Annotated in this window: 19 protein-coding genes and 2 pseudogenes; 10 read left to right on the plus strand and 11 right to left on the minus strand. The window is 60.5% G+C overall.

Annotated elements, in window-relative coordinates; genetic code table 11:
- Positions 1-8: 8 nt before the first annotated feature.
- The gene (locus U367_RS0107160; protein WP_028616331.1) at positions 9-572 is read left to right on the plus strand and encodes a cysteine hydrolase family protein; all 564 of its coding nucleotides are present in this window, start codon (positions 9-11) and stop codon (positions 570-572) included.
- Between the two features lie 16 nt (positions 573-588).
- On the opposite strand, the gene U367_RS0107165 is transcribed toward U367_RS0107160, so the two are convergent.
- The 4 genes from U367_RS0107165 to nirB form a co-directional block, all read right to left on the minus strand.
- The gene (locus U367_RS0107165; protein WP_028616332.1) at positions 589-1,920 is read right to left on the minus strand and encodes a HEPN domain-containing protein; all 1,332 of its coding nucleotides are present in this window, start codon (positions 1,918-1,920) and stop codon (positions 589-591) included.
- A 78-nt stretch (positions 1,921-1,998) separates the two neighbouring features.
- Positions 1,999-2,442: an HIT family protein gene (locus tag U367_RS0107170; protein WP_028616333.1), complete on the minus strand. Its 444-nt coding sequence runs from the start codon at positions 2,440-2,442 to the stop codon at positions 1,999-2,001.
- A gap of 256 nt (positions 2,443-2,698) precedes the next feature.
- Positions 2,699-3,061, minus strand: coding sequence for a nitrite reductase small subunit NirD (nirD, locus tag U367_RS0107175; RefSeq protein WP_028616334.1), 363 nt, complete (start codon positions 3,059-3,061; stop codon positions 2,699-2,701).
- Positions 3,061-5,601: a nitrite reductase large subunit NirB gene (gene nirB, locus U367_RS0107180; protein WP_028616335.1), complete on the minus strand. Its 2,541-nt coding sequence runs from the start codon at positions 5,599-5,601 to the stop codon at positions 3,061-3,063. Before nirB ends, nirD begins: the two co-directional genes overlap by 1 nt.
- Positions 5,602-6,119: 518 nt before the next feature.
- Between nirB and U367_RS0107185 the strand changes: the two genes are divergently transcribed.
- From U367_RS0107185 to U367_RS1000000132700, 3 genes and pseudogenes are all read left to right on the plus strand, one after another.
- Positions 6,120-10,094 carry a bifunctional nitrate reductase/sulfite reductase flavoprotein subunit alpha gene (locus U367_RS0107185; protein WP_028616336.1) on the plus strand — a complete coding sequence of 1,325 codons (3,975 nt, stop codon included), beginning with the start codon at positions 6,120-6,122 and terminating at the stop codon, positions 10,092-10,094.
- A 232-nt stretch (positions 10,095-10,326) separates the two neighbouring features.
- Positions 10,327-11,328: pseudogene (locus U367_RS1000000132695) on the plus strand (cache domain-containing protein); the annotation flags it as partial.
- 87 nt (positions 11,329-11,415) lie between these two features.
- Positions 11,416-12,183: a methyl-accepting chemotaxis protein gene (locus U367_RS1000000132700; protein WP_371857077.1), complete on the plus strand. Its 768-nt coding sequence runs from the start codon at positions 11,416-11,418 to the stop codon at positions 12,181-12,183.
- Here the strand turns inward: U367_RS1000000132700 and U367_RS1000000132315 are convergent.
- Positions 12,173-12,325, minus strand: coding sequence for a hypothetical protein (locus tag U367_RS1000000132315; RefSeq protein ID WP_162531429.1), 153 nt, complete (start codon positions 12,323-12,325; stop codon positions 12,173-12,175). The two genes, U367_RS1000000132700 and U367_RS1000000132315, sit on opposite strands and share 11 nt — an antisense overlap.
- Positions 12,326-12,355: 30 nt before the next feature.
- Between U367_RS1000000132315 and U367_RS1000000132320 the strand changes: the two genes are divergently transcribed.
- The gene (locus tag U367_RS1000000132320) at positions 12,356-12,559 is read left to right on the plus strand and encodes a hypothetical protein (protein WP_028616338.1); all 204 of its coding nucleotides are present in this window, start codon (positions 12,356-12,358) and stop codon (positions 12,557-12,559) included.
- On the opposite strand, the pseudogene U367_RS1000000131960 reads toward U367_RS1000000132320, so the two are convergent.
- The 4 genes and pseudogenes from U367_RS1000000131960 to U367_RS0107215 all read right to left on the minus strand — a co-directional run.
- Positions 12,460-12,708, minus strand: a pseudogene (locus tag U367_RS1000000131960) (LysR family transcriptional regulator); the annotation flags it as partial. The gene U367_RS1000000132320 and the pseudogene U367_RS1000000131960 overlap by 100 nt on opposite strands.
- A 403-nt stretch (positions 12,709-13,111) precedes the next feature.
- Positions 13,112-13,906: a nucleotidyltransferase domain-containing protein gene (locus tag U367_RS0107205; RefSeq protein WP_028616339.1), complete on the minus strand. Its 795-nt coding sequence runs from the start codon at positions 13,904-13,906 to the stop codon at positions 13,112-13,114.
- Entirely contained in the window at positions 13,903-14,382 is a 480-nt protein-coding gene (locus tag U367_RS0107210; protein ID WP_028616340.1) for an AAA family ATPase, read from the minus strand. The genes U367_RS0107205 and U367_RS0107210 overlap by 4 nt, the downstream gene beginning before the upstream one ends.
- 48 nt (positions 14,383-14,430) lie before the next feature.
- Complete coding sequence (locus U367_RS0107215; protein ID WP_028616341.1) at positions 14,431-15,459, minus strand: UV damage endonuclease UvsE; 1,029 nt, start codon at positions 15,457-15,459, stop codon at positions 14,431-14,433.
- A 250-nt stretch (positions 15,460-15,709) separates the two neighbouring features.
- On the opposite strand from U367_RS0107215, the gene U367_RS0107225 reads away from it, so the two are divergent.
- The 4 genes from U367_RS0107225 to U367_RS0107240 all read left to right on the plus strand — a co-directional run bounded on the left by U367_RS0107225 (position 15,710) and on the right by U367_RS0107240 (position 18,826).
- On the plus strand, positions 15,710-16,033 hold the full coding sequence (locus tag U367_RS0107225; protein WP_028616342.1) for a hypothetical protein: 324 nt from the start codon (positions 15,710-15,712) through the stop codon (positions 16,031-16,033).
- An 87-nt stretch (positions 16,034-16,120) separates the two neighbouring features.
- A complete protein-coding gene (locus U367_RS0107230) occupies positions 16,121-16,546 on the plus strand; it encodes a DUF2231 domain-containing protein (protein WP_028616343.1) in 426 nt (141 codons plus the stop codon).
- Positions 16,543-17,835 carry a PQQ-dependent sugar dehydrogenase gene (locus U367_RS0107235; RefSeq protein WP_028616344.1) on the plus strand — a complete coding sequence of 431 codons (1,293 nt, stop codon included), beginning with the start codon at positions 16,543-16,545 and terminating at the stop codon, positions 17,833-17,835. Before U367_RS0107230 ends, U367_RS0107235 begins: the two co-directional genes overlap by 4 nt.
- Positions 17,836-17,905: 70 nt before the next feature.
- Positions 17,906-18,826: a bifunctional helix-turn-helix transcriptional regulator/GNAT family N-acetyltransferase gene (locus U367_RS0107240; RefSeq protein WP_028616345.1), complete on the plus strand. Its 921-nt coding sequence runs from the start codon at positions 17,906-17,908 to the stop codon at positions 18,824-18,826.
- A 37-nt stretch (positions 18,827-18,863) separates the two neighbouring features.
- Here the strand turns inward: U367_RS0107240 and U367_RS0107245 are convergent, their stop codons facing one another.
- Both U367_RS0107245 and U367_RS0107250 read right to left on the minus strand, forming a co-directional pair.
- Complete coding sequence (locus tag U367_RS0107245) at positions 18,864-20,267, minus strand: MFS transporter (RefSeq protein ID WP_028616346.1); 1,404 nt, start codon at positions 20,265-20,267, stop codon at positions 18,864-18,866.
- Between the two features lie 143 nt (positions 20,268-20,410).
- Complete coding sequence (locus tag U367_RS0107250; RefSeq protein ID WP_028616347.1) at positions 20,411-20,941, minus strand: GNAT family N-acetyltransferase; 531 nt, start codon at positions 20,939-20,941, stop codon at positions 20,411-20,413.
- Positions 20,942-21,248: 307 nt separating this feature from the next.
- On the opposite strand from U367_RS0107250, the gene proP reads away from it, so the two are divergent.
- Entirely contained in the window at positions 21,249-22,751 is a 1,503-nt protein-coding gene (proP, locus tag U367_RS0107255) for a glycine betaine/L-proline transporter ProP (RefSeq protein WP_028616348.1), read from the plus strand.
- Positions 22,752-22,797: the final 46 nt, after the last annotated feature.

A 22,797-nucleotide genomic window follows, 5' to 3' on the forward strand; every position in this document is an offset into this window, starting at 1 on the left:
GAGGTGCCATGCAATCGTTAGCCATCAACGCCGCACTGCTGATCATCGACATGCAGCAAGGCATGAACCGACCAAAGCTGGGACGACGCAACAACCCCGACGCCGAAGTGCAGATACAGCGTCTGCTGACTGCCTGGCGTCAATCCGACCGCCCTGTTGTTCACATCCGGCACATGTCCCGCTCGCCCGACTCGGTGTTCTGGCCGGGCCAGCCGGGCTGCGAATTCCAGCCGGCGCTGCAACCGCTGGCGCATGAGCATGTGACCGAAAAGAACGTTCCGGATGCCTTCGTCGCCTCAGGACTGGAACGCTGGCTGCACGCGCGCGGGATCCGGCAACTGGTGATCGCCGGCGTGATCACCAACAACTCGGTCGAGGCCACGGCACGCTCAGGCGGCAACCTGGGTTTTGCGGTGACGGTGGTTTCGGATGCCTGCTACACCTTCGACCAAACCGATTTGTCCGGGCGCCTGTGGCCCGCGGAAGATGTGCATGCGCTGTCGCTGAGCAACCTGGCGATGGATTATGCCAAGATTGCCGAGGTCGACGAAATCCTGGCATGCACGGGATGAAGAGGATGGATTTACCTTAATCCGGAAAACCGTATTGCTTCATTTTGACCCACTCGGTAATCTCTTCGAACGTTGTAAACTCATGATTGGAAACTTTTAATATCAAGGCTCTTGTCAACGTCTCTATTCTCAACACTTCTTGATTATCTGCCCGCTCTCCCGCATGCGCGATTTTACTTCGAATACCATAGAGTAGTTTTATTTCCTTTTCGATACCCAAGCGCTCAGCGGGCAATTCAGAAAAGATAAACGCAGCCCGCTCCGATATTTTTTGAGTGATACTGCCCATTGAAGTCATAAATGTCTGCACCTCCTTGCCAGTGAGCAGGCACTCTAATGAGATTGCGAAAAACAAGAATTGCTGCTCATTGGTATCAGCATTAACCGCTTTACCAAACCAATAAATGGATTGAGCGACGGACTTCTCAACCGATGTTTTCTTCAGGTAACTCTGAAGAAGCGGCCGATATTCCTCTACGATGATCTTGCGGACGGACTCATCTACCAAATGGTAAGTGGTGACGGGTTCCTCAGGTTGAAGCATAGATAAGGGTTCACAAATAGCCTGATACCCATCAAGCCCGGGATTCAGAAGCCTGAAATTCAGTTCGTACGGGAAGTTATGGAACGGGCTCTCGGTATCGTTGTATTGATAATAAACAGTAGAGTCTCCCGATTCGGAACCCCATATCGAAACCTTTCTGCGCCTGGGAAAAAAATCACCATAATCTTTGTCATACCAGTTACTTGAACGTTTCCAGGCTCTGTAGGAGGAAGATCCAACATGCAGTGAAAGCAAGGCACAAAGGTATTCCGCGAGTTCAAGCGCTCTGGTGATAGCCTCTCTGTCATCCGTGACAGACTCAACTTCAAGATAGCAATGTGATGAATCCAAAGCATTGATATCATGCTGAGAACTAAAACGTGCTGTGCCATCCTTTAACAACTCTGGAAGGAGTCCTTCATCGCGCCGATAGAGAACGCCAAACCCAAGATCCATTGATGGGACGCGCATATCAATACCTTGAATTGGTATGCACGTAGTGCGCTTCTTGATTAATCCGGCAAGGTGGTCAATCAACGCATCAGCTGCTTCTTCACAAGTACTCATGGACACGCATACTTTAGCAACTGCATTGGAAAAACTTTCTTCAGTGAGGGTTGGGCAATTATTTTGAAAAATTTTCAATGCCCCTTTCAGACCCTTTCGATATTCTACTTCGTCCCAAGCCACAAGCCTGTAGGGCTTCCCATACAAGTTGAATGTTTTATCTTGCTTACTCGACGATATTATCGTGGTGGCCGAGACCGATTGCTGCAAATACTTAACGAGGTTTTTGCCATCCATAACAAGTTCCTAACACCTGCGATATTAGTAGACAACGCCAATACGATGACGGGAAGCGGACCAGTCCCCGAAGGCTTTTTAGTAGGTTGACGGATTTTCCAACAATTCGGCAATAGCTCGGCACAACGTCCCATGTTCATGCTCTGTATACGGTACCGCGTTTTTCCAATCATAAAACCACGCCGGCATCGTGCGTTTGTCGTCCGGTTCCGAGGCATAGCGCGGGAAGAGATGGCAATGCAACTCCGGCTCGGAATTGCCCAGGATCTCGTAGTTCATGCGCAACGCACCGGTAGCCTGCAACACCGCATCGCCAAGGCGGGCCATGTCCAACAGATAGGCTGTGCGGGCCTCGGTGTCCAGGTCGTTCAGGCTGGCAACGACCGGGTCAGGCAGCAGCAGGCAGTAACCGGGTAGAAACTGTACATCACCCATGACCGCCCAGCCTGAAGCCATGCGGCAAATGACTTTTTCGTTGGCGCCATTGCGGGCGAGCGCGACGCGCTCCGTGATAAGCGGCATACAGTGTCCTTGATCTGAGTGAGGTCCAGGCGGCATCTTAACGCGACTTCAGCAACTGGCGGGCTTGTTGTAGTGAGCGGGCTTGCCCCGCGCTGGGGTGCGAAGCAGCCCCAGTAAGATCACCGTGTTTATTCAGACAACCCGCGGGGTTTGGTTCTAGGGCTGCTTCGCACCCCAGCGCGGGGCAAGCCCGCTCACCACAAGCAAGCCCGCTCACCGCAGTAAGTCGGCTCGACGCAAGACCCTGCACACAGCATCAATCCAATGCCAATTCCACCACCCCAGCGTTCAACCGCACCGGCCAAACCCGCAGCCTCTGATCAGGCGCTTCCAGGCACTGCCCGTCCTCGAGCCGGTAATGCTGCTTGTAGATCGGCGCCGCCACCACCAGGTCGCCCTTGATACTGCCGATCAAGCCGCGTCCGATCACATTCGCGCCGGATTCCGGGTCATGGTTGTCGATGGCGAACAACGTCTGGTCCTGCGCACCCGGCAGGTAGAACAGCGCCACTTGCGCGCCGTCCAGCCACACCACCACGCCGGAATTGCTCACCAGGTCGGTCTCGCTGCACACACCTTTCCAGGTGGTCAGGTTGCGTTGCGGGTTGGCTTGGCTCATCAGGCAATCTCCTCGGTGACGGGAATCAGGTTGAGTTCGGCGGCCATGATCGGCCGGCGTTGGCCGCGCTCCTGGACGAAGTGGATGTCCGGGTCGGGGCGTTTGTCGTTGACGAAGGTGCGGAAGCGCTTGAGTTTTTCCGGGTCTGCGAGGGCGTTGGCCCATTCGCATTCGTAGCGGTCGACCACCAGCTGCATCTGCGCTTCCAGCTCTGCGCCGAGGCCCAGGCTGTCGTGCAGGATCACGTCCTTGAGGAAATCCAGGCCGCCTTCGAGGCTTTCGCGCCAGACCGAGGTGCGTTGCAGCTTGTCGGCGGTGCGGATGTAGAACATCAGGAAGCGGTCGATGTAGCGGATCAGCGTGGCGTCATCCAGGTCGGTGGCGAACAGCTCCGCATGGCGTGGGCGCATGCCGCCGTTGCCGGCGATGTAGAGGTTCCAGCCCTTCTCGGTGGCGATCACGCCGACGTCTTTGCTCTGGGCTTCGGCGCATTCGCGGGTACAGCCGGACACTGCGAATTTGAGCTTGTGCGGCGAGCGCAGGCCCTTGTAACGGTCCTCGATCAACAGCGCCATTTTCACGCTGTCCTGCACGCCGTAACGGCACCAGGTGCTGCCCACGCAGGACTTCACCGTACGCGTGGATTTGCCGTAGGCGTGCCCGGTTTCAAACCCGGCGGCGATCAGTTCGCTCCAGATATCCGGCAGTTCGTGCAGTTGTGCACCAAACAGGTCGATGCGCTGGCCGCCGGTGATTTTGGTATAGAGGTCATATTTCTTCGCGACCTCGCCAATCACGATGAGTTTATCCGCGGTGATTTCGCCGCCTGGAATACGCGGCACCACCGAGTAGGTGCCGTTTTTCTGCATGTTGGCCATGAACGTATCGTTGGTGTCCTGCAACGGCACCAGGGACGCATCCATGATCGGCTGGTTCCAGCACGACGCCAGGATCGAGCCCACCGCCGGCTTGCACACGTCGCAGCCGGTGTGACCACGGCCGTGTTTGGCCAGCAGTTCGTCAAAGGTGAGGATGCCTTCCACGCGTACCAGGGCGTACAACTCCTGCCGGGTGTAGGCGAAGTGTTCGCACAGGCTCTTGTCGACGCTGACGCCACGGGCGATCAGTTCATGTTCAAACACCTGCTTCAGCAAACCGGCGCAGCCGCCGCAACCGGTGCAGGCCTTGGTCTGGGCTTTGAGCAGGCCGAGGTCGCTGCAGCCGCCGTCGATGGCCGAGCAAATCGCGCCCTTGGTCACGTTGTGGCAGGAGCAGACGGTGGCCGATTCCGGCAGCGCACCGGGGCCGAGGGTCGGTGCGCCGTTGGACGACGGCAGGATCAGGCTGGCCGGCTCGGACGGCAGCGCGATGCTGTTTTGCATGTATTGCAGCAGGGTGTCGTAGTAGCTGTTGTCGCCCACCAACACCGCGCCGATCACATGTTTGCCCGACGCATCCACCACCAGGCGCCGGTAGCTGGCGCTGGCTTCGTCGATGAACTGGTAGCTGCGCGCGCCCGGCGTGTGGGCATGGGCGTCGCCGATGGAGCCCACGTCGACGCCGAGCAACTTGAGTTTGGTCGACATGTCGGCACCCACAAACGGCTCGGCGGTTTGCGCGCACAGCAGTGCGGCAACGCCACGGGCCATCTGATAGCCCGGCGCGACCAGGCCGAACAGGCTGCCGTTCCAGGACGCGCATTCGCCAATCGCGTAGATGTTCGGGTCGATGCTCAGGCATTCGTCATTGATCACCACTCCGCCACGCGGGCCGATGTCCAGGCCGGCCTGGCGTGCCAGTGCATCCTGGGCGCGGATACCGGCGGAGAATACGATCAGGTCGGTTTCAAGGAACTCGTCATTGGCAAAATTCATGCGGTAGCGGTACTGCTCACCCGCGCTGATGGATTGGGTGGCGCGCGACAAATGCACGCCCACGCCCAGCCGTTCGATCTGCGCCTTGAGTGCCAGGCCGCCAAAGTCGTCGAGTTGCACCGGCATCAAGCGCGGCGCGAACTCCACCACATGGGCCTCAAGGCCGAGGCTTTTCAGGGCATTGGCGGCTTCCAGGCCCAACAGGCCGCCGCCCACCACCACGCCGCGTCGTGCATTGGCGGCTGCCTTGCGAATCGCGTCCAGGTCTTCAAGGGTGCGATACACCAGCCGTGAATCGCCTTCGGCGCCTTCGATAGGCGGCACAAACGGATAGGAGCCGGTGGCCAACACCAGCTTGTCATAGGCGACGCAGCCGTCAGCGGTGATCACCTCGCAGCGGGCGCGGTCGATCTCCAGCACCGGTACGCCGAGATGCAGGGTGACACCCGGCGTCTGGTACAGCGAGGCGTCGGACAAGGCCAGCGACTCGGCGTCGCGGCCAGTGAAATACTCGGACAGGTGCACCCGGTCATAGGCGCGCATCGGCTCTTCGCTGAACACATGCAAACGGTAGTGATCCAGCGCGCCGCGCTCGATCAATTGCGCCACACAGTGGTGGCCGACCATGCCATTGCCGACGACGATCAAGGTTTTGAGATGGTTCATAGTAAGCACCCGACAAAGCTCATCACGGTTTTAAAAAAGCAAAAAAAAACGCCTGAAACCTTGCGGTTCCAGGCGTCTTTGCCTGTTCTTATGCGGGTTCGGATCGGACGACTGCGCCGGATTCTCCGCTATTGCCCCTGGTGTCGATCGTCGTTGACCGAAGTGGGTTGAGGGGGAGCTTGCAGGGTCTGTGCCAAGCGGATGCAAGGCCTGTGTTCACGGCTCAACAGGGGAGTCGGCGATGCCAAGCACCACCTCCAGCGCCTCCAACTGGTGCATCTCGCGTCATAAAAGTGCATGACTCGCCATGAATGAATGGTTTTCTGTGGTGAGCGGGCTTGCCCCGCGCCGACGGCGCCTCGGTATCAAGGGGCAGTTCAAAAACCTGGCGCGTGACTTGCTAGGAACACCCCAACCAAGCAGTCAACGCTGACTGCCCTCTCACGACAAAGGCGCCGTGTAATCCCCGTTCTGAACGGAGGGTTGCAAGGCGCCTTTTTTGTTTACGCAGGTTTCAGATGGCCAACCAAAGCATACGCAGTGTGTGTCCCTATTGTGGCGTGGGCTGTGGCATCGTCATGCAGGTGCAAGACAACAAAGTGGTCAAGGTGATCGGCGATAAGGACCACCCCACCAACTTTGGCCGCCTGTGCACCAAGGGCACCACCTGCGGGCAAGCCATCGCCGAGTCCGGGCGCATGGAAAACGCCTATGTACGCCAGGCCCGGGAGCATGACCCGGTGCGTATCGACATGGACAACGCCATCCGCGAAACCGCGCACCGCCTGCGTCACACCCTCGACACGCACGGCCCGGACGCCTTGGCATTCTACGTGTCAGGGCAGATGTCGCTGGAGTCCCAGTACCTGATCAACAAATTGGCCAAGGGCTTCGTCCGCACCCCCAACATCGAGTCCAACTCGCGGCTGTGCATGGCCAGCGCCGGCAGTGGCTACAAACTCTCCCTCGGCTCCGACGGCCCGCCGGGGTCATATGAAGACTTCGATCGCGCCGACCTGTTCTTCGTGATCGGCGCGAACATGGCTGACTGTCACCCGATCCTGTTCTTGCGCATGATGGACCGGGTCAAGGCCGGGGCGAAGCTGATCGTGGTCGACCCACGGCGCAGTGCCACGGCAGACAAGGCCCACCTGTTCCTGCCGATCAAACCCGGCACCGACCTGGCGTTGCTCAATGGTCTGCTGCATCTGCTGGTCAAAAACGGCCACACCGACCCTGCCTTTATCGCCACCTTTACCGAAGGCTGGGAGGCGCTGCCGGAATTCCTGGAGGACTATTCGCCAGATCAAGTCGCCGCCATCACCGGCCTGGCCGAAGCCGATATCCGCCAAGCCGCCGACTGGATCGGCCAGGCCGCCGAGTGGATGAGCTGCTGGACCATGGGTCTCAACCAGAGCACCCACGGCACCTGGCACACCAACGCGCTGTGCAACCTGCACCTGGCCACTGGTGCCATCTGCCGTCCGGGCAGCGGGCCGTTTTCCCTCACGGGTCAACCCAACGCCATGGGCGGGCGCGAAATGGGTTACATGGGCCCTGGACTGCCGGGGCAACGTTCGGTGCTGGTCGAGGCCGACCGCGCCTTTATCGAAGACCTGTGGCAGATCCCCCACGACAGCCTGCCGCGCCAGGCTGGCAGCGGCACCGTGGCGATGTTCGAACAGATGGCCGCCGGGCAGATCAAGGCCTGCTGGATCATCTGCACCAACCCGGTCGCCAGCGTGCCTAACCGGCAGACCGTGATCAAAGGCCTGCAAACCACCGAACTGGTGATCACCCAGGATGCTTTTCTCGACACCGAGACCAACCGCTACGCCGACATCCTGTTGCCCGGCGCGCTGTGGGCCGAGGCCGAAGGGGTGATGATCAACTCCGAGCGCAACCTGAGCCTGATGCAAAAGGCCGTGGATGCGCCCGGCGAGACCCTGCCCGACTGGCAGATCATTGCCAGGGTCGCTTGCGAAATGGGCTTTGCCGATGCGTTCACCTATGCATCCGCCGCCGACGTGTTTGAAGAAATCAAACGCGCCTGGAACCCCAAGACCGGCTACGACCTGCGTGGTGCGAGCTACCCGCGCCTGCGTGAGAAGCCGCTGCAATGGCCTTGCGCGGCGGAGGATGGCGCGGACCGCAACCCGATCCGCTACCTGGACACAGGCACCCTCGCCTTCGCCACCGAAAACGGCAAAGCCCAGTTCTTCGCCCGCCCCCATATGCCACCCGCAGAAATGCCGGAAGACGCATTCCCCTTCGTGCTTAACACCGGCCGCGTGCAGCACCAATGGCACACCCTGACCAAGACCGGCAAGGTTGCAACCCTGAATAAACTCAACCCCGGCCCCTTTGTGGAAATACACCCCGAAGACGCGAGCCGATTGGGTATCAAGGACAAGGATCGAGTCGAGATACGCTCCCAGCGCGGCCGCGCCGTGCTGCCCGCCGTGGTCACCGACCGTGTGCGGCCAGGCAATTGTTTTGCGCCGTTCCACTGGAACGATTTATTCGGTGAAAACCTGGCAATCAACGCGGTGACCAACGACGCGGTGGACCCGATTTCCTTACAGCCGGAGTTCAAGTACTGCGCCGTCGCCCTGGCCGGCGTCGAGCTGATCGAACACCAATTCCTGGACCGCCCTTCCCCCGTAGCAGAGGACACCGCCATGTCGCGCCTCGACGCCTTCGCCGAAATCGCCGGCATCCGCAACCTACCCGCGCCCCCCTTGAGCGAGAATGAGCGCACCTACCTCGCCGGCTTTCTCAGCGGCCTGCAGTCCAACGCCGCACGCCAGGCGGTCGGCGTGCCGACCATGCCCGCCAATGCACCGCTGGCCGATGCCGCGCGGCTGTGGTTGAACGGCTTGCTCGGCGGTTTGTTCAGCCATACGCAATCCCTCGCAGCGCCCTCCCCAGCCGTCACCTTGTTGTGGGCCTCGCAAACCGGCAACGCCGAAGCTTTGGCCGAGCGTTTTGCCAAACGGCTGCGCGACGCGGGCATTGCCGTGGAACTGAGCGCGATGTCGGATTTCCCGGCGAGCAAACTGGCAAGCACCCACACCCTGGCGCTGATCAGCAGCACCTTTGGCGACGGCGACCCACCGGACAATGGCGAAGGTTTCTGGCACAGCCTCAGCACTGCCGAGACGCGCCTGGAGTCCTTGCGCTTTGCAGTGCTGGCCCTGGGTGATCCGAACTATGACCAGTTCTGCAACCACGGCAAGCAACTCGACCAACGCCTGTTGGAACTGGGCGCCACCCGCCTGCTGGAACGCGTCGACTGCGACACCGAATTCGAAGCACTGGCCGATGCGTGGCTGGTGCGTTTCCAGCAAACCCTCGCCCCGACAAAGCCCGTCGCGCCCGCCACCCCCGCCGGTAAAACCAAATTGTACGGCTCACGCCTGCTGCTCAACCGTCACCTGAACCCGCTAAGTCCCCACAAGGAAACCCGTCAGTTCGCCCTCGACCTGGCCGGCTCCGGGCTGACCTACGAAGCCGGCGATGCGCTGGGCGTACGGCCGCGCAACTGCCCCGAACTGGTCAACGAACTGCTCGACCTCACCCGCCTGAACGCCCATACCAGCGTGAACATCGAGACCTTCGGCGATGTGCCGCTGCAACAGGCCTTGACCCAACACTTCGAAATCGCCCGGCCCAGCAGCGACACCTTGGCCTTCATCGCCGAGCGCAGCGCCAACCCTGGCCTCAAGCACTTGCTCAACCCCGAACACAAGGCCGAACTGAATGACTGGCTGTGGGGCCGGCAACTGGCGGATGTGCTGCAGGCATACCCCATCGAGTGCTCGGCGGATGAATTACTGGGCACCCTCAAGCGCTTGCAACCACGCTTGTATTCAATCGCTTCGAGTGCCAAGGCCTATCCGCAGGAAGTGCATCTCACCGTGGCTGCCGTGCGCTATGGCAAGCGCAAGGGTGTGTCCTCGACGTTCCTGGCTGACCGGGTCGGCGACGGCGAAGTGCCGCTGTTCGTGCAGCCGTCCAAGCACTTTCGCACGCCCACTGACGGCGACGTACCCATGATCATGATCGGACCCGGCACCGGTATCGCGCCCTTTCGCGCGTTCTTGCAGGAACGTCGCGCGCTGGGTCATCAGGGGCGCAACTGGCTGTTCTTCGGCGAACAGCACGCCGCCAGCGATTTCTACTATCAGGACGAACTGCAAGGCATGCAGCGCGACGGCCTGCTCAACCACTTGAGCCTGGCGTTCTCGCGCGACCAGGCGCAAAAGGTCTACGTGCAGGACCGCATCCGCGAACAGGGGGCCGAGCTGTGGCGCTGGTTGCAGGATGGCGCCAAGCTGTACATCTGCGGTGACGCCAGCCACATGGCCAAAGATGTCGACCAGGCCCTGCGCCAAGTCGCGCAAACCCACGGCGGGCTTGGCGTCGAGGGTGCCGTGGAGTACTGGCGGCAGTTAAGTGAGCAGAAGCGTTATCTGCGTGATGTGTATTGATTGGATACAGAACAATAAGCACTTTGTATTGTGTACAAAAAACCCTAAAGATTTACCGGGACCGGGCCGAAACATCAGTGATAGCAAATCGCCGCAATCCTGATCGAGGTGCGCGACGATTTGGCCGCCCTTCACGCTGATGGTCGTCTCGATGAAAATAAAAAATAAGCTGGTACTCGCATTTGTCTCCGTTGCTTTCATCCCGGTAAGCCTGGTGGCCGTGATTTCGGTCATGAACACGCGGACCCAGGCGGTGGATCAGTTTATCGACGGCAGCACCCGGGAAATCCGTCAGATCGACGGCAATATCCGCCAGTTCTTCGACGGTACGCTGCAAAACGTCGATCAAATGGCCACTGATCCTGTATACACCTCAGTGAACACGCTGAAGAACTACCAGCCTGCCGACGCGGCCAGCCAGCCCATGCCCGCCGAGGCGCAAGCGGTGATCGACCGCTTCGCGCGCTTTGGCGCCACACACCCAGCGGCGGCCATCCTGTCCATCGGCCTGGAAGACGGCACCTACGCCAAATGGCCGGATGACCCGCAACTGGCCAAGTACGACCCGCGCACCCGCCCCTGGTACAAGGCGGCCATGGCCAGCCCCGGCAAGACCGTGCGCACCCCCGCGTATTACTACGACAAAGATGACGTCGCCCTGGTGGGTACCGCGCGCGCCCTGCTGGAAAACGGCAAGGCCAAGGGCGTGTTCGTGGTCAGCGTCTCACTGAAAAACCTCACCGAACTGCTCAAGAGCATCAAACTGGGCGAAAGCGGCTACGTGATGCTGATCGAGGACGGCGTGGTGCTGGTCGACCCGCGCAACGCCGCCCACAACTTCAAGCCGCTCAAAGACCTGGGCACAGCCTACGCACAGTTGGCCGACACCGCACAGGGCTCCACTGAAGTGGTGATCGATGGCGTGCGCTACATGGCCAACGTGTGGACCTCCCCCGGCCTCGGCTGGCGCTACATCGGGCTGATCGAACACCGTGAAGTCATGGCCGAAGCCACGCGCATGACCTACCTCACCGCCATCATCGTCGCGGTGCTGGTGCTGATCTTCGGGCTGATCGCGGCAGCGTTTTCCAAGGTCATCGTCAAGCCCATCGGCCAGGTCAGTACCGGCTTGCAGTCCATCGCCCAGGGCGAAGGCGACTTGCGCCACGAACTGCAGGTCCAGGGCAAGGATGAAACCGCCGAACTGGCCGGCTGGTTCAACAAGTTTCTCGCGGCGATCCGCCAACTGATCCAACACATCGGCGCCGCCTCGGCCAATTTGCAGAACGCCTCCAAGGTCAACAGCGAGGTGGCGCACAACATGAACGAGGCGGCCGGGCGCCAGCGTGAGGCGGTAGAACTTGTCTCTACGGCGTTCAACGAAATGGTCGCCACGGCCAACGAAGTCGCACGCTCCTGCAGTGGCGCGGCGGAATCCGCCGAGAACGGGCACCGGCGCGTGGCCGAGGGCAAGCAGCAGATCGAAGTCACCACCGACAACGTCAACCGCCTGGGGCGCCGCCTGACCGAGTCATCCCAGGCCATGGTCGAACTGGAAGCCGGCAGCCGCAGCATCAACCAGATCCTCGGCACCATCCGTGCGATTGCCGAACAGACCAACTTGTTGGCGCTCAACGCCGCCATCGAAGCCGCCCGTGCGGGTGACCAGGGCCGTGGCTTCGCGGTGGTGGCCGATGAAGTGCGTGCCCTGGCCAAGCGCACGTCCGACTCCACCGGTGAGATCGAGCAACTGCTCGGCACCCTGGAAAACAAGACCCAGGAAGTCACCCAGAAGATGGGTAGTTGCCTGGACTTGTCGCGGGCCAGCGTGTCGTCCATCGAAAGCGCGCGGGACAGCTTTGAAGGCATCCAGACGTCGGTCAATGAGATCCGTGACCAGAACCTGCAGATATCCGCCGCCGCCGAGGAACAACACAGCGTGGCCGAGGAGATCAACCGGCATATCCAGCAGATCTACGACGAGGCGCGGCTGGTGGAAAGCCTGGCCAACTCGGCGCAGGACGACTCTGGGCGGTTGTCGAATTTATCGGATGAGCTAAATGGCTTGGTGGGGCGATTCAAGTCCTGAGAAAGTCAGCGATTTGCTGCCACATCGCGCCAGGGTTGGAATACATCGGGAAGCGCCCGCACTCGACAATCGGCGCCAGCCGCACGCCGTGGGCCTGGATGTGCGGCAGGTAGGACAGCCCGGCGTTCTGCTCGCCGTACATGAACAGCTTCGGGCAGGGCAGCCCAGGAACTTGCCCATCAGGTCGGCGTTATCGGAAAGCTCGACCATCGACTGGAAGATTCCGCGCACGGCGCCCGCCCGTACCTTATGGCGCAGGCTCGCCGAATACAGCGCGCTGGCCAAGCTCGACAGGCTGGTGCGCGTACGCGCGGCCAAAGCATGGTGGCAGGGCAAAGCCACCATCAAGCGGTCTTCCCGCAACGGCAGCGACTGAACCGTCGGGCCCAGGTCGCCGTCCAGCCGGGCAAAGGCCAGGTCGATATTCCCTGCTTCCCCCCGCCGCGAACGCTCGAACAGCGTGACCTCGAGCGCCTGCTCCAGCACCTGGATCTGCTCGCTCAGCGGCGGCTGCGACATCCCCAGGTACTATCCCCCCACGCTAACCACGATGCGAAGCGAGCCGCTCTTGCTCTTGATCTTAGGCGCTCCGTCAAACACGCTGGCCGGAATTCGACAGGGATTTGGGGCAAGAGCCCTTTGCTTACTTTGGGGCTTTTCCAAAGTGAGCCGCCGTAAGGGCGGAACCATTAGCAGCCGTTACCTAAATAACGGATATGTACCTAGTCTGATCCAACATTCTGGTCGGCTGTCAGGCCGTCTTCGCGGGCAAGCCAGCTCCCACAGTTTTGAATCGCGGGGCAACAGTCAGAGCGTGGTCGGCTGTTAGGCCGTCTTCGCAGGCAAGCCAGCTCCCACAGTTTTGAATCGCGGGGGGACAGTTAGATTGTGGTCGGCTGTTAGGTCGCCATCGCTGGCAAGCCAGCTCCTACAGAGGAACGGCCGTATGACTTCGCTGTAAAACCATCCACCCCAGAAACGCTTGAAGCCGGGCCAAGAACCTTTCACTGTCAGCACCCGGGTTTCGAGCCTCAAACAGAAAAAACGCCACCTGCGTCACCCGCATCGGATACCTCTGCACGAACAGCGCCACATACTCCTCCAATGTCTGCGGCCAAGTCGCCCCCTCTACCCCGCACACTATCTGGGTCGCCCTGATCAGCTTGCGTGACGCTTCGCGCTGCAGGCGAAGCCGCTCGTGTTCGGTGTCGGCACGCGCAATGCGGCTGAGGTAGGCGCTCAGCACCGCTTCAAAGTCACCATTCACAGCCAAGGCGATGTCCAGTGATGGCCGAAACCGCTCGAACTGCACCGCCAGATCATTGCCCCATACGCACCGGCAATGGTGCTTGAGCCAGAACCCCCAACGATGTTTATTCTCAACAGCCAGTACCTGCGCGCGGCTGCCGATATCGAAATCGACCTTGGTGACTGACGGGTGCCGCAGCGCCAGGTCGCACCGAATCCGTTCCAACCGCTCCAGGCTCGCAGCGGTAGGCGGCTCGCTCAGCACCAACGTGAGATCAAGATCGGATACACCCGGCAGCGCATCGCCGCGTGCAACACTGCCATAGACATAAATGCCGTCAACCCCCAAGCCTGGCTGCGAGAGCAGGCCGCAGGCATCCTCGAGCAAAGGCTGAAACTCACGCTGCACGGGGGCGTCGGGAACCGTGAGGATAAAACCCTCGGCGTCCACACCCATGGGTTGCGATGCACTCATGGGCGATGCCTCTCGATCACCAAGCCTTCTGCTTCAGTCGGCACGCAGAAATGGCGGGTAATCAGATCGAACTCGGCATCAGTGGCGGCGAAGTCATGCTCACCCTGGGCATTGCGCGCGTGCAGCCGGGCCCGGCAGGTGGCGTCGTCGAGTTCAAGGTAATGCAGGCAGTGCCGGACCTTGGCGACCTGTGCCAAGCCCAGCAGCCATTCGCGGTTAGCCAAGGTGTTGGCAGGGAAATCCAGCACCACGTTGGTACCCGACTGCAGCACATTGATCACCAATGGGCCCAGTACGCCGCGTATTCGCTGGGCACAACGGATGTAGTCGGCAATGGAGCGGATTTCACCGGGGTAAAGCGTGGCAAGCCAGTGGTCTTCGCTGAGTACAATGGCCGCGTGCTCGGTGGCCAGGGTCTTTGCGAGCGTGGACTTGCCGGAGGCGATCTTGCCGCAGAGCAAATGCAGGGTTGGCATGGCAAGGTTCCTTATGTGAGGCCAGCCAGCATGCACGCTGGGGGTTGATCACACAACGCGCCGCTGCCAGTGCGCGTAGAACGCGAGGGCCGCGACGTTCTTGTCCTTGGCTTCGAGCATGATGTCGAAGCGGTCGAGAAACTGCAGCGCGTAATCGTTGGTCCAGCGGTTCCACATTTGCGCGCTGTGGGCGTAGAGGTCGCGCTTGGAAACCACCTGCAACAGCGCGTCCATTTCCAGCTTGTGCTCGGCGTCGAACCCCAGCTCCTGCAGGCTCTCCTGCGGTTGGGAGTAGTGCATGGTCGGGCGAACGCCGCGCCAGCTTTCGATCACACGGGCGACCCGTTCCGAGTGGGGGTCGATGTAGTCGTTTTCATTGATCCAGCAGTGGTGGATGTCCAGCACCACTGGCGCCAGGTCCGCGACTTGCAGGCAGTGGTCCAGGCCGTAGGTCTTCTCGTCGTTCTCGAAGGTAATGCAGTTGCGCGCCACTTCCGACAGGCGCGCCCACACCGCGCGGGTACCCGCCACACCAAGGCGACCGGCGATATGCACGTTGCACTTGAGGTCCTGGAAGCGTCGGCCGTAGCCCATCATGCGGATCATGTCGGCGTGGTATTCGAATTCGGCCAGGCTGTTTTCCACCACGCCAGGGTTCTCCGAACCCAGCACACAGTACTGGCCGGGGTGGAACGACAGGCGGATATCCGCAGCGCGCGCCAAGTCACCGATCGCGGCAAACCCCTCCACCAACTGATGCTCGATGGCCGGGTCCTTGTACACCGCGGCGATTTTCGGATGGCTGTAGAACGGCAACAGATCGCTGCTCAGGCGCAGCATGCGCAAGGTTGGCGGCAATTCGGCGACATACGCCAACAGGCGCAATTGAGCCGCCAGGTTGTGGGTGACCACCTCCACCAATTTGTCGCGGGCCACTTGGGGCGTGACACTGTCCATCCAGCGCAACGTGGTGGTGCGCGGGTTGAAGGGGCCTTCGATCAACTTCAAGGCGCTGGCCGACAGCAGGCGTTCGGGGTGCTTGTACTGGCACGCGAAGCCGATTCGAGGGTGGGTCATGGAGAGGCCTGGAGGTGAACAATCGTGGGAATTATAAGAGCTTAGGTGGGTAACACCGCCAGGGGTTCACTCTGGAAAATAAGTTGAATCCTGGTTTTCGCAGGCAGTCACCTATAAGGACAACAGCGAGACGACAACGCAACGGAGGTGGCTATGAACCTTGCAATGACACTCTTCAGCCTGTTTGCCGGATGGATGGCGATTGTGTTTTCGATGATGTGGGGCGTACTGCGGGTGGTACGCTGGCACCATGATTAGCACGCCGGATGGGCGCTATTTTGTGGTCAAGGGCCAACTCTGGCGCTGCACCAACCCGGCGCTGGACGAAGACACCCGCCAGCGCCTGGTCAATGCATTGATGGACGCGCGCCGTGCCGTCAAGGCGGCCAAGGCCTCGGGTGACCCGCAACAACTGAGGGTGGCGCGACACCAGGTGCACGGTGCCAAGGTCGACCTTGGCGAACGCGGCCCCGTCTGGTGGAGCGATGGAAGCCCGGACTTCAATCGCTGTCAGGTTGCCAATACGCCTTATGCCCAATGGTTTGAAAAACATCTGGACATGAAACCCCAGTGAACTTTCCCGCGAACGCCACGCTCCTTTCCTATGCGAAGTCATTGCGCCCTGAATCCAGGAGCGCTGAACGATAAGGAGCCGCCCCCCATGACTATCCCCCCCGCCTACTACGCAACACGGCCAGGCCCGCTGCATGCACTCTTGCTGGCTGGCAGCGTACCGTTGTTTCTGGGTGCCCTGCTCAGCGACGTTGCCTACGGCCAGACCTACCAGATTCAATGGGCCAACTTCGCTTCCTGGCTGATTGCCGGCGCCTTGGTGTTCAGTGGGTTCGCGCTGTTGTTCGCGCTGGTCAACCTGCTTCGTGCGCGGCGCAAATCCGGACGACCTGCCACTTACTTCCTGTTGCTGCTGGCGGCCTGGGTACTGGGTTTGATCAATGCTTTCCAGCATGCCAAGGATGCATACGCCATGATGCCCGCCGGCCTGGTGCTGTCGGTGATCGTTACGCTGCTGGCACTGGTGGCTGCGTGGATCGGCCTGTCTGACCTGCGTTCGGGAGATGCCAAATGAAAACGTCCAGCACCCTGACCCTGTTGAGCGCCGCCCTGTTGCTGACCGCCTGCGGTGGCGAAGGCGACAAGACCCAGGCCCGCGGCCCTGACCCCAAACTGCCGGAGCAGCAAAGCAGCCTGCTGCCGAGCATGAAGATTGCCGAACCAGTGCCGTGGGGCGAGCAAAAACCCAAGGTCCCGGAAGGCTACAGCGTGACCGCTATCGCCACCGACCTGGCCATACCGCGCCAGACCCTGGTGCTACCCAACGGTGACATCCTCGTCGCCGAGGGCCGTGGCGGCAGCGCGGCCAAACTCAAGCCCAAGGATGTGATCGCCAGCCTGATCAAGGCCGAAGGCAACACCAAGGTCAAGGGCGGCAACCGCCTGACCTTGCTGCGTGACGCCGATGGCGACGGCACCTATGAACTCAAGACCGTGTTCGCCGAAAACCTCAACGCGCCGTACGGCCTGGCGTTTGCCAACGGCAAGCTCTACGTGGCCAATCAGGATGCGCTGGTGAGTTTCGACTACGCCGACGGCCAGACCAAGGCATCTGGCCCGCCCACCAAGGTCACCGACCTGCCGGCGCAGATCAACCACCACTGGACCAAATCCCTGGCGGTGAGTGCAGATGGCAGTCAGCTTTACGTGGGTATCGGCTCCAACAGCAACGTTACCGAACGTGGCATGGAAGTGGAGATCGATCGCGCAATGGTCTGGCAGATCGACGCCGCCACTGGCGCGCACAAGCCTTATGCAACAGGCCTGCGCAACCCGACGGCACTGACGATCCAGCCGGACACCGGGCAACTCTGGACCGTGGTCAACGAACGCGACGAACTGGGCCCCGACCTGGTACCGGACTACCTGACCTCGGTGCGTGAAGGCGCGTTCTATGGCTGGCCCTACAGCTACTGGGGCCAGAATGTCGACCCGCGCGCCCAACCGCAGAACCCGGCCAAGGTCGCCGCCGCGATCAAGCCGGATTACAGCCTGGGCTCCCATGTGGCAGCGCTCGGCGTGGACTTCTCCATCCCGCAAATGGGCGAGCAGTTCGCTGACGGCGTGTTTGTCGGTGAGCACGGCAGTTGGAACCGCGACAACCCGGTGGGCTACAAAGTGATCTTCGTGCCGTTCAGCAACGGCAAGCCGTCCGGCGAACCGATCGACTTTGCCACCGGCTTTCGCGGAGACGACGGCAAGACCCGTGGCCGCCCGGTCGGTGTGACGGTGGACCCCAAAGGTGCGCTGATCATTGCCGATGACTTGGCCAACACCCTTTGGCGGGTGACGCGTAACCGCTAAGCAAAGTGTTTGACATGGTTGCCTTAAGCAACAATATAATTGCTTCAGGCAACCATTCGAGCATTCCCGCATGTCCACTCCCCTGCTTGTCGAACGCGCCGGCATCGTGCGCGGCTTCAATCGCTTCTACACCCACCAGATCGGCGTGCTGCAGGAACATCTGCTGCAGAGCGACTATTCGCTCACCGAAATCCGCGTGATGTACGAATTGTCCACCCGTGGTGATCTCACCAGCGCCGACCTGTGCCAGATGCTCAGCCTCGACGCGGGTTACCTGAGCCGATTGACCAGTGGTTTCGAAAAGAAGGGCCTGATCCAGAAAGTCCGCTCCGCCACCGATGCCCGAGCGGTGCAACTGCACCTCACCGACCACGGCCGTGCGGTGCTGGCGCCGCTGGAACAGCAGACCCAAAGCGAAGTCATCGCCCTGCTCGACAACCTGCCGGAAGCCCAACAGCGGCAACTCATCGACGCTATGAAGCGCATCCAGGCCCTGCTGCAAGGCACGGCGCCCAGCTATCTGCTACGCGACCCACAGCCAGGCGACATGGGCGTGGTGGTGCAACAACAGACCGCATTGTATGCCCGTGAATATGGTTGGAACTGGGAATTCGAAGCATTAGTGGCGGAGACGGTCGCCAAGTACCTGAGGGCATTTGATCCAACCTGCGAGCGTTGCTGGATCGCGGAAAAGGACGGCGAAGTGGTGGGTTCGGTGTTCGTTATCCGCCACGGCGAAACCACAGCCCAACTGCGCATGCTCTACGTGGACGCCAGTGCGCGCGGCATGGGCATCGGCCAACGGCTGGTGGATGAGTGTGTGCGCTTTGCCCGGCAGGTCGGCTACCAACGCATGCAACTGTGGACGGTGGACGTCCTCGGCGATGCACGCAAGCTGTATCAGAAGGCCGGGTTCGCGTTGGTCGAGGAAGAAACGATAGACAGCTTCGGCAAATCCCTGGTCAGCCAGACCTGGGCGCTCACGCTGTAAAGTGGTCCCGCGCCGTTGCGGCGCGGGACATAAGACCTTACAGGTCAGTGATTTCCTTGTGACGTGGCACCAGCGTCTTCATCACGCTCCAGGCCACCAGGTAGGCCAGTGCGCAGATGGCGAACATGATCATGTAGCCGGTATGGATGTCGCCGACGGACTTGTAGTAGTCGAACACCCAACCGCCGATCTTGGTCATTACCACGCCACCCAGGCCGCCGGCCATGCCGCCGATACCGACCACCGAGGCCACGGTTTTCTGCGGGAACATGTCCGACACCGTGGTGAAGATGTTGCATGACCACGCCTGGTGCGCCGAGGCGCCCACGCCAATCAGCAATACCGGCACCCAGAAGCTGATATAGCCCAATGGCTGCGCCAGCAACACCACCAGCGGGAACAGCGCGATCACCAACATGGCTTTCATGCGGCCATCGTAGGGCGCATCGCCGCGTGCCATGAAGTAGCTCGGGAACCAGCCGCCGCCGATACTGCCGACCATGGTCATGCTGTACAGCACCGCCAGCGGCATGACGATATCGGCGCCTTTCATGCCGTACTGCGCCGACAGGTAGGTGGGCAACCAGAACAGGAAGAACCACCACACGCCATCGGTCATGAACTTGCCGAAGGCAAAGGCCCAGGTCTGGCGATAAGTGAGCAGCTTGAACCACGAAACTTTCTTCTCCACGGCGCCGGCCGGTGCCTGGGTGAAGGGTTGCACGGTCTGGTCGCTGCGGATGTAAGCCAGCTCCGCCGCCGACAGGCGCTTCTGTTCATCCGGCTTTTGGTAGAGCGCGATCCACACCGCCACCCACACGAAACCCAACGCGCCAATCACGATGAACGCGGCTTCCCAGCCCCAGAGACCGGCGATCAACGGCACGCAAATCGGCGCCAGGATCGCGCCCACGTTGGCGCCGGAGTTGAAGATGCCGGTGGCCAGCGAGCGTTCTTTCTTGGGGAAGTACTCGGCGGTGGCCTTGATCGCAATCGGGAAGTTGCCCGCCTCGCCAATCGCCAGCACCGCACGGGACAGCATGAAGCCCGCAATCGACACCGGGATCACCGCCAGGCCTATCGCCCCGCTGATGGCAGCGATGCCCTCGCCCATCGGCACCGAGAACGCATGCATGACGGCGCCCGTGGACCAGATACCGATTGCCACCACATAAGCCGCCTTGGTGCCGATCTTGTCGACAAAACGCCCGGCAAACAGCATGGAGATCGCGTAGACAAACTGGAACACCGCCGCGATATTGGCGTAATCGGTGTTACTCCAGCCAAATTGCGTGGACAACTGAGGGGCCAAGAGACTGAGCACCTGGCGGTCGAGGTAGTTGACGGTAGTCGCGAAGAACAGCATCGCGCAGATGGTCCAGCGATAGTTGCCTACAGCTTGGCCAACGCGGTGAGCGTTGATGGGCTCGTTCAAGTTCATGGCATCACTTTTTATTTTTGTTAGGTAGGACACATGTAACGTCATATGTCGTCGTACAACTGCGACTTTTATATCGGGACGCCTGAACACTGTCAATCTCAAAGATTGCCGTTTATCGAGGTATTGCGCGGGTCTGTGAAATGTCAGGCAAAAGCAGTTGTAGGATGACGAGCGCGTAGTACCAGGCTGGGTGCCTTGCCCGGCACATCATCGAGCGTACCGAAAGGCTGCATGCCGATCTTTTCCAGTACACGGATGGATGCCGCGTGATCCGGACGTACCAACCCGAACACTTCGGGCAAGCCAAGTGTTTCGAAGGCCAGCTTTAATGCATCACGGCCCAACTCGGTGGCGTAGCCCTGCCCCCAGGCTTGCACCGCAAACCGGTAACCCAGGTTGATGCGTCTTTCGGTCAGGTAATCCATTGGCGCGATTCCACCAAAGCCGATGATGTGATCCGGCGCTTCGACGCGTGCAATCGCCCACCAGCCGTAGCCTTGGGTAGCCCACTGTTTGAGCCAGTGATCGAGCAGGCGTTGTGCAACCTCCAGGCTGGCCATGGGGCCGGCGGGATTGAACAGGTTGGTCTGCGGATCGCCGTAGATCGCGAACAATCGCTGCACGTCACCGGGTTGTGGGCGGCGGTAGGTCAGGCGCGAAGCGGCAGCAGGCATTCGGATTCCTCTCCTTTAGTTGTAGTGAGCGGGCTTGCCCCGCGCTGGGTGGCGCAGCCACCCCAATGTAATCACCGCATTTCTTCAGACAAAAATGCGGTGCCTGGTTTTAGGGCCGCTTCGCAGCCCAGCGCGGGGCAAGCCCGCTCACCACAGCAAGCCCGATCACCACTAAGCCTGCTCACCACAAAGAATGCAAAAAAAGCAAAATAGTGGTGAATTATTTCATGTCCGCTTGTATCTGAACTGACAGAGCGGTGCCATCGCAACGATGGCACCTCCCCTGTTCTGCTTTAGAGTGTCCCGCATGAAATTACGTAAGAAAAGCGTCAAGCCCATCGGATTGAAAGACATCACCATCGTCGACGACACCAAGGTGCGCAAGGCAATCACCGCCGCTGCCCTGGGTAACGCCATGGAATGGTTCGACTTTGGCGTCTACGGTTTCGTCGCCTATGTGCTCGGCAAAGTGTTCTTCCCCGACGCCTCACCCAGCGTACAAATGATCGCTGCACTCGGCACGTTCTCGGTGCCGTTCCTGATCCGTCCCCTGGGTGGCCTGTTCTTCGGCGCTCTGGGCGATAAATACGGACGGCAAAAGGTCCTCGCCGCGACCATCGTGATCATGTCCCTGAGCACCTTTGCCATCGGCCTGATCCCCTCCTACGCCTCCATCGGTATCTGGGCGCCGATTTTGCTGTTGCTGTGCAAAATGGCCCAGGGCTTCTCGGTGGGTGGTGAATACACCGGCGCCTCGATCTTCGTCGCCGAGTATGCCCCGGACCGCAAGCGTGGCTTCCTCGGCAGTTGGCTGGACTTCGGATCCATCGCCGGTTTCGTGCTGGGCGCGGGCGTTGTCGTGCTGATCTCAAGCATATTGGGCGAAGCTGACTTTGAGTCATGGGGCTGGCGCCTGCCGTTCTTCCTTGCCCTGCCCCTGGGCATTATCGGCCTGTACCTGCGTCATGCGCTGGAAGAGACCCCAGCCTTCCAGCAGCACATGGACAAAATGGAGCAAGGCGACCGCGAAGGCTTGACCCACGGCCCCAAAGTCTCGTTCAAGGAAGTAGCGACCAAGCACTGGCGCAGCCTGCTGACCTGCATCGGCATCGTGGCGGCGACCAACGTGACCTACTACATGTTGCTCACCTACATGCCGAGCTACCTGTCGCACAACCTGCACTACAAAGAAAACAGCGGCGTGCTGATCATCATCGCGATCATGGTCGGCATGCTGTTCGTGCAGCCGTTCATTGGTTTCATCAGTGACAAGATCGGCCGCAAGCCCTTCATCATCGCCGGCAGTATCGGCCTGTTGTTCCTGTCCATCCCGGCGTTCATGTTGATCACCAGCGGTAAGATCGGCCTGATCTTCGCGGGCTTGCTGATCCTCGCCGTGATCCTCAACTTCTTCATCGGCGTGATGGCCTCGACGCTGCCCGCAATGTTCCCGACTCACCTGCGCTACAGCGCGTTGGCCAGTGCATTCAACGTGTCGGTGCTGATCGCTGGCGTGACCCCGACCGCCGTAGCCTGGTTGGTGGAAAGCACCAACGATCTGTTTATGCCTGCTTACTACCTGATGGTGTTTGCCGTGGTCGGCCTGATCACCGGCCTGACCATGAAGGAAACCGCCAACAAGCCACTGCGTGGCGCAGCGCCGGCCGCTTCGGACATGGAAGAAGCCAAGGAACTGCTGCAGGAGCATCACGACAATATCGAGCAGAAGATCGAAGACATCGATGCCGAAATTGCCGAACTGGAGGCCAAGCGCAAGAACCTGGCCGAGCAACATCCGCGTATCAACTAACACCTGAAAGCGCGTGGCGGCTCGGGCCGCCACGCTACTGGAGTAT

It is taken from the genome of Pseudomonas canadensis (assembly GCF_000503215.1).
In the GTDB taxonomy this organism is placed as follows: domain Bacteria; phylum Pseudomonadota; class Gammaproteobacteria; order Pseudomonadales; family Pseudomonadaceae; genus Aquipseudomonas; species Aquipseudomonas canadensis.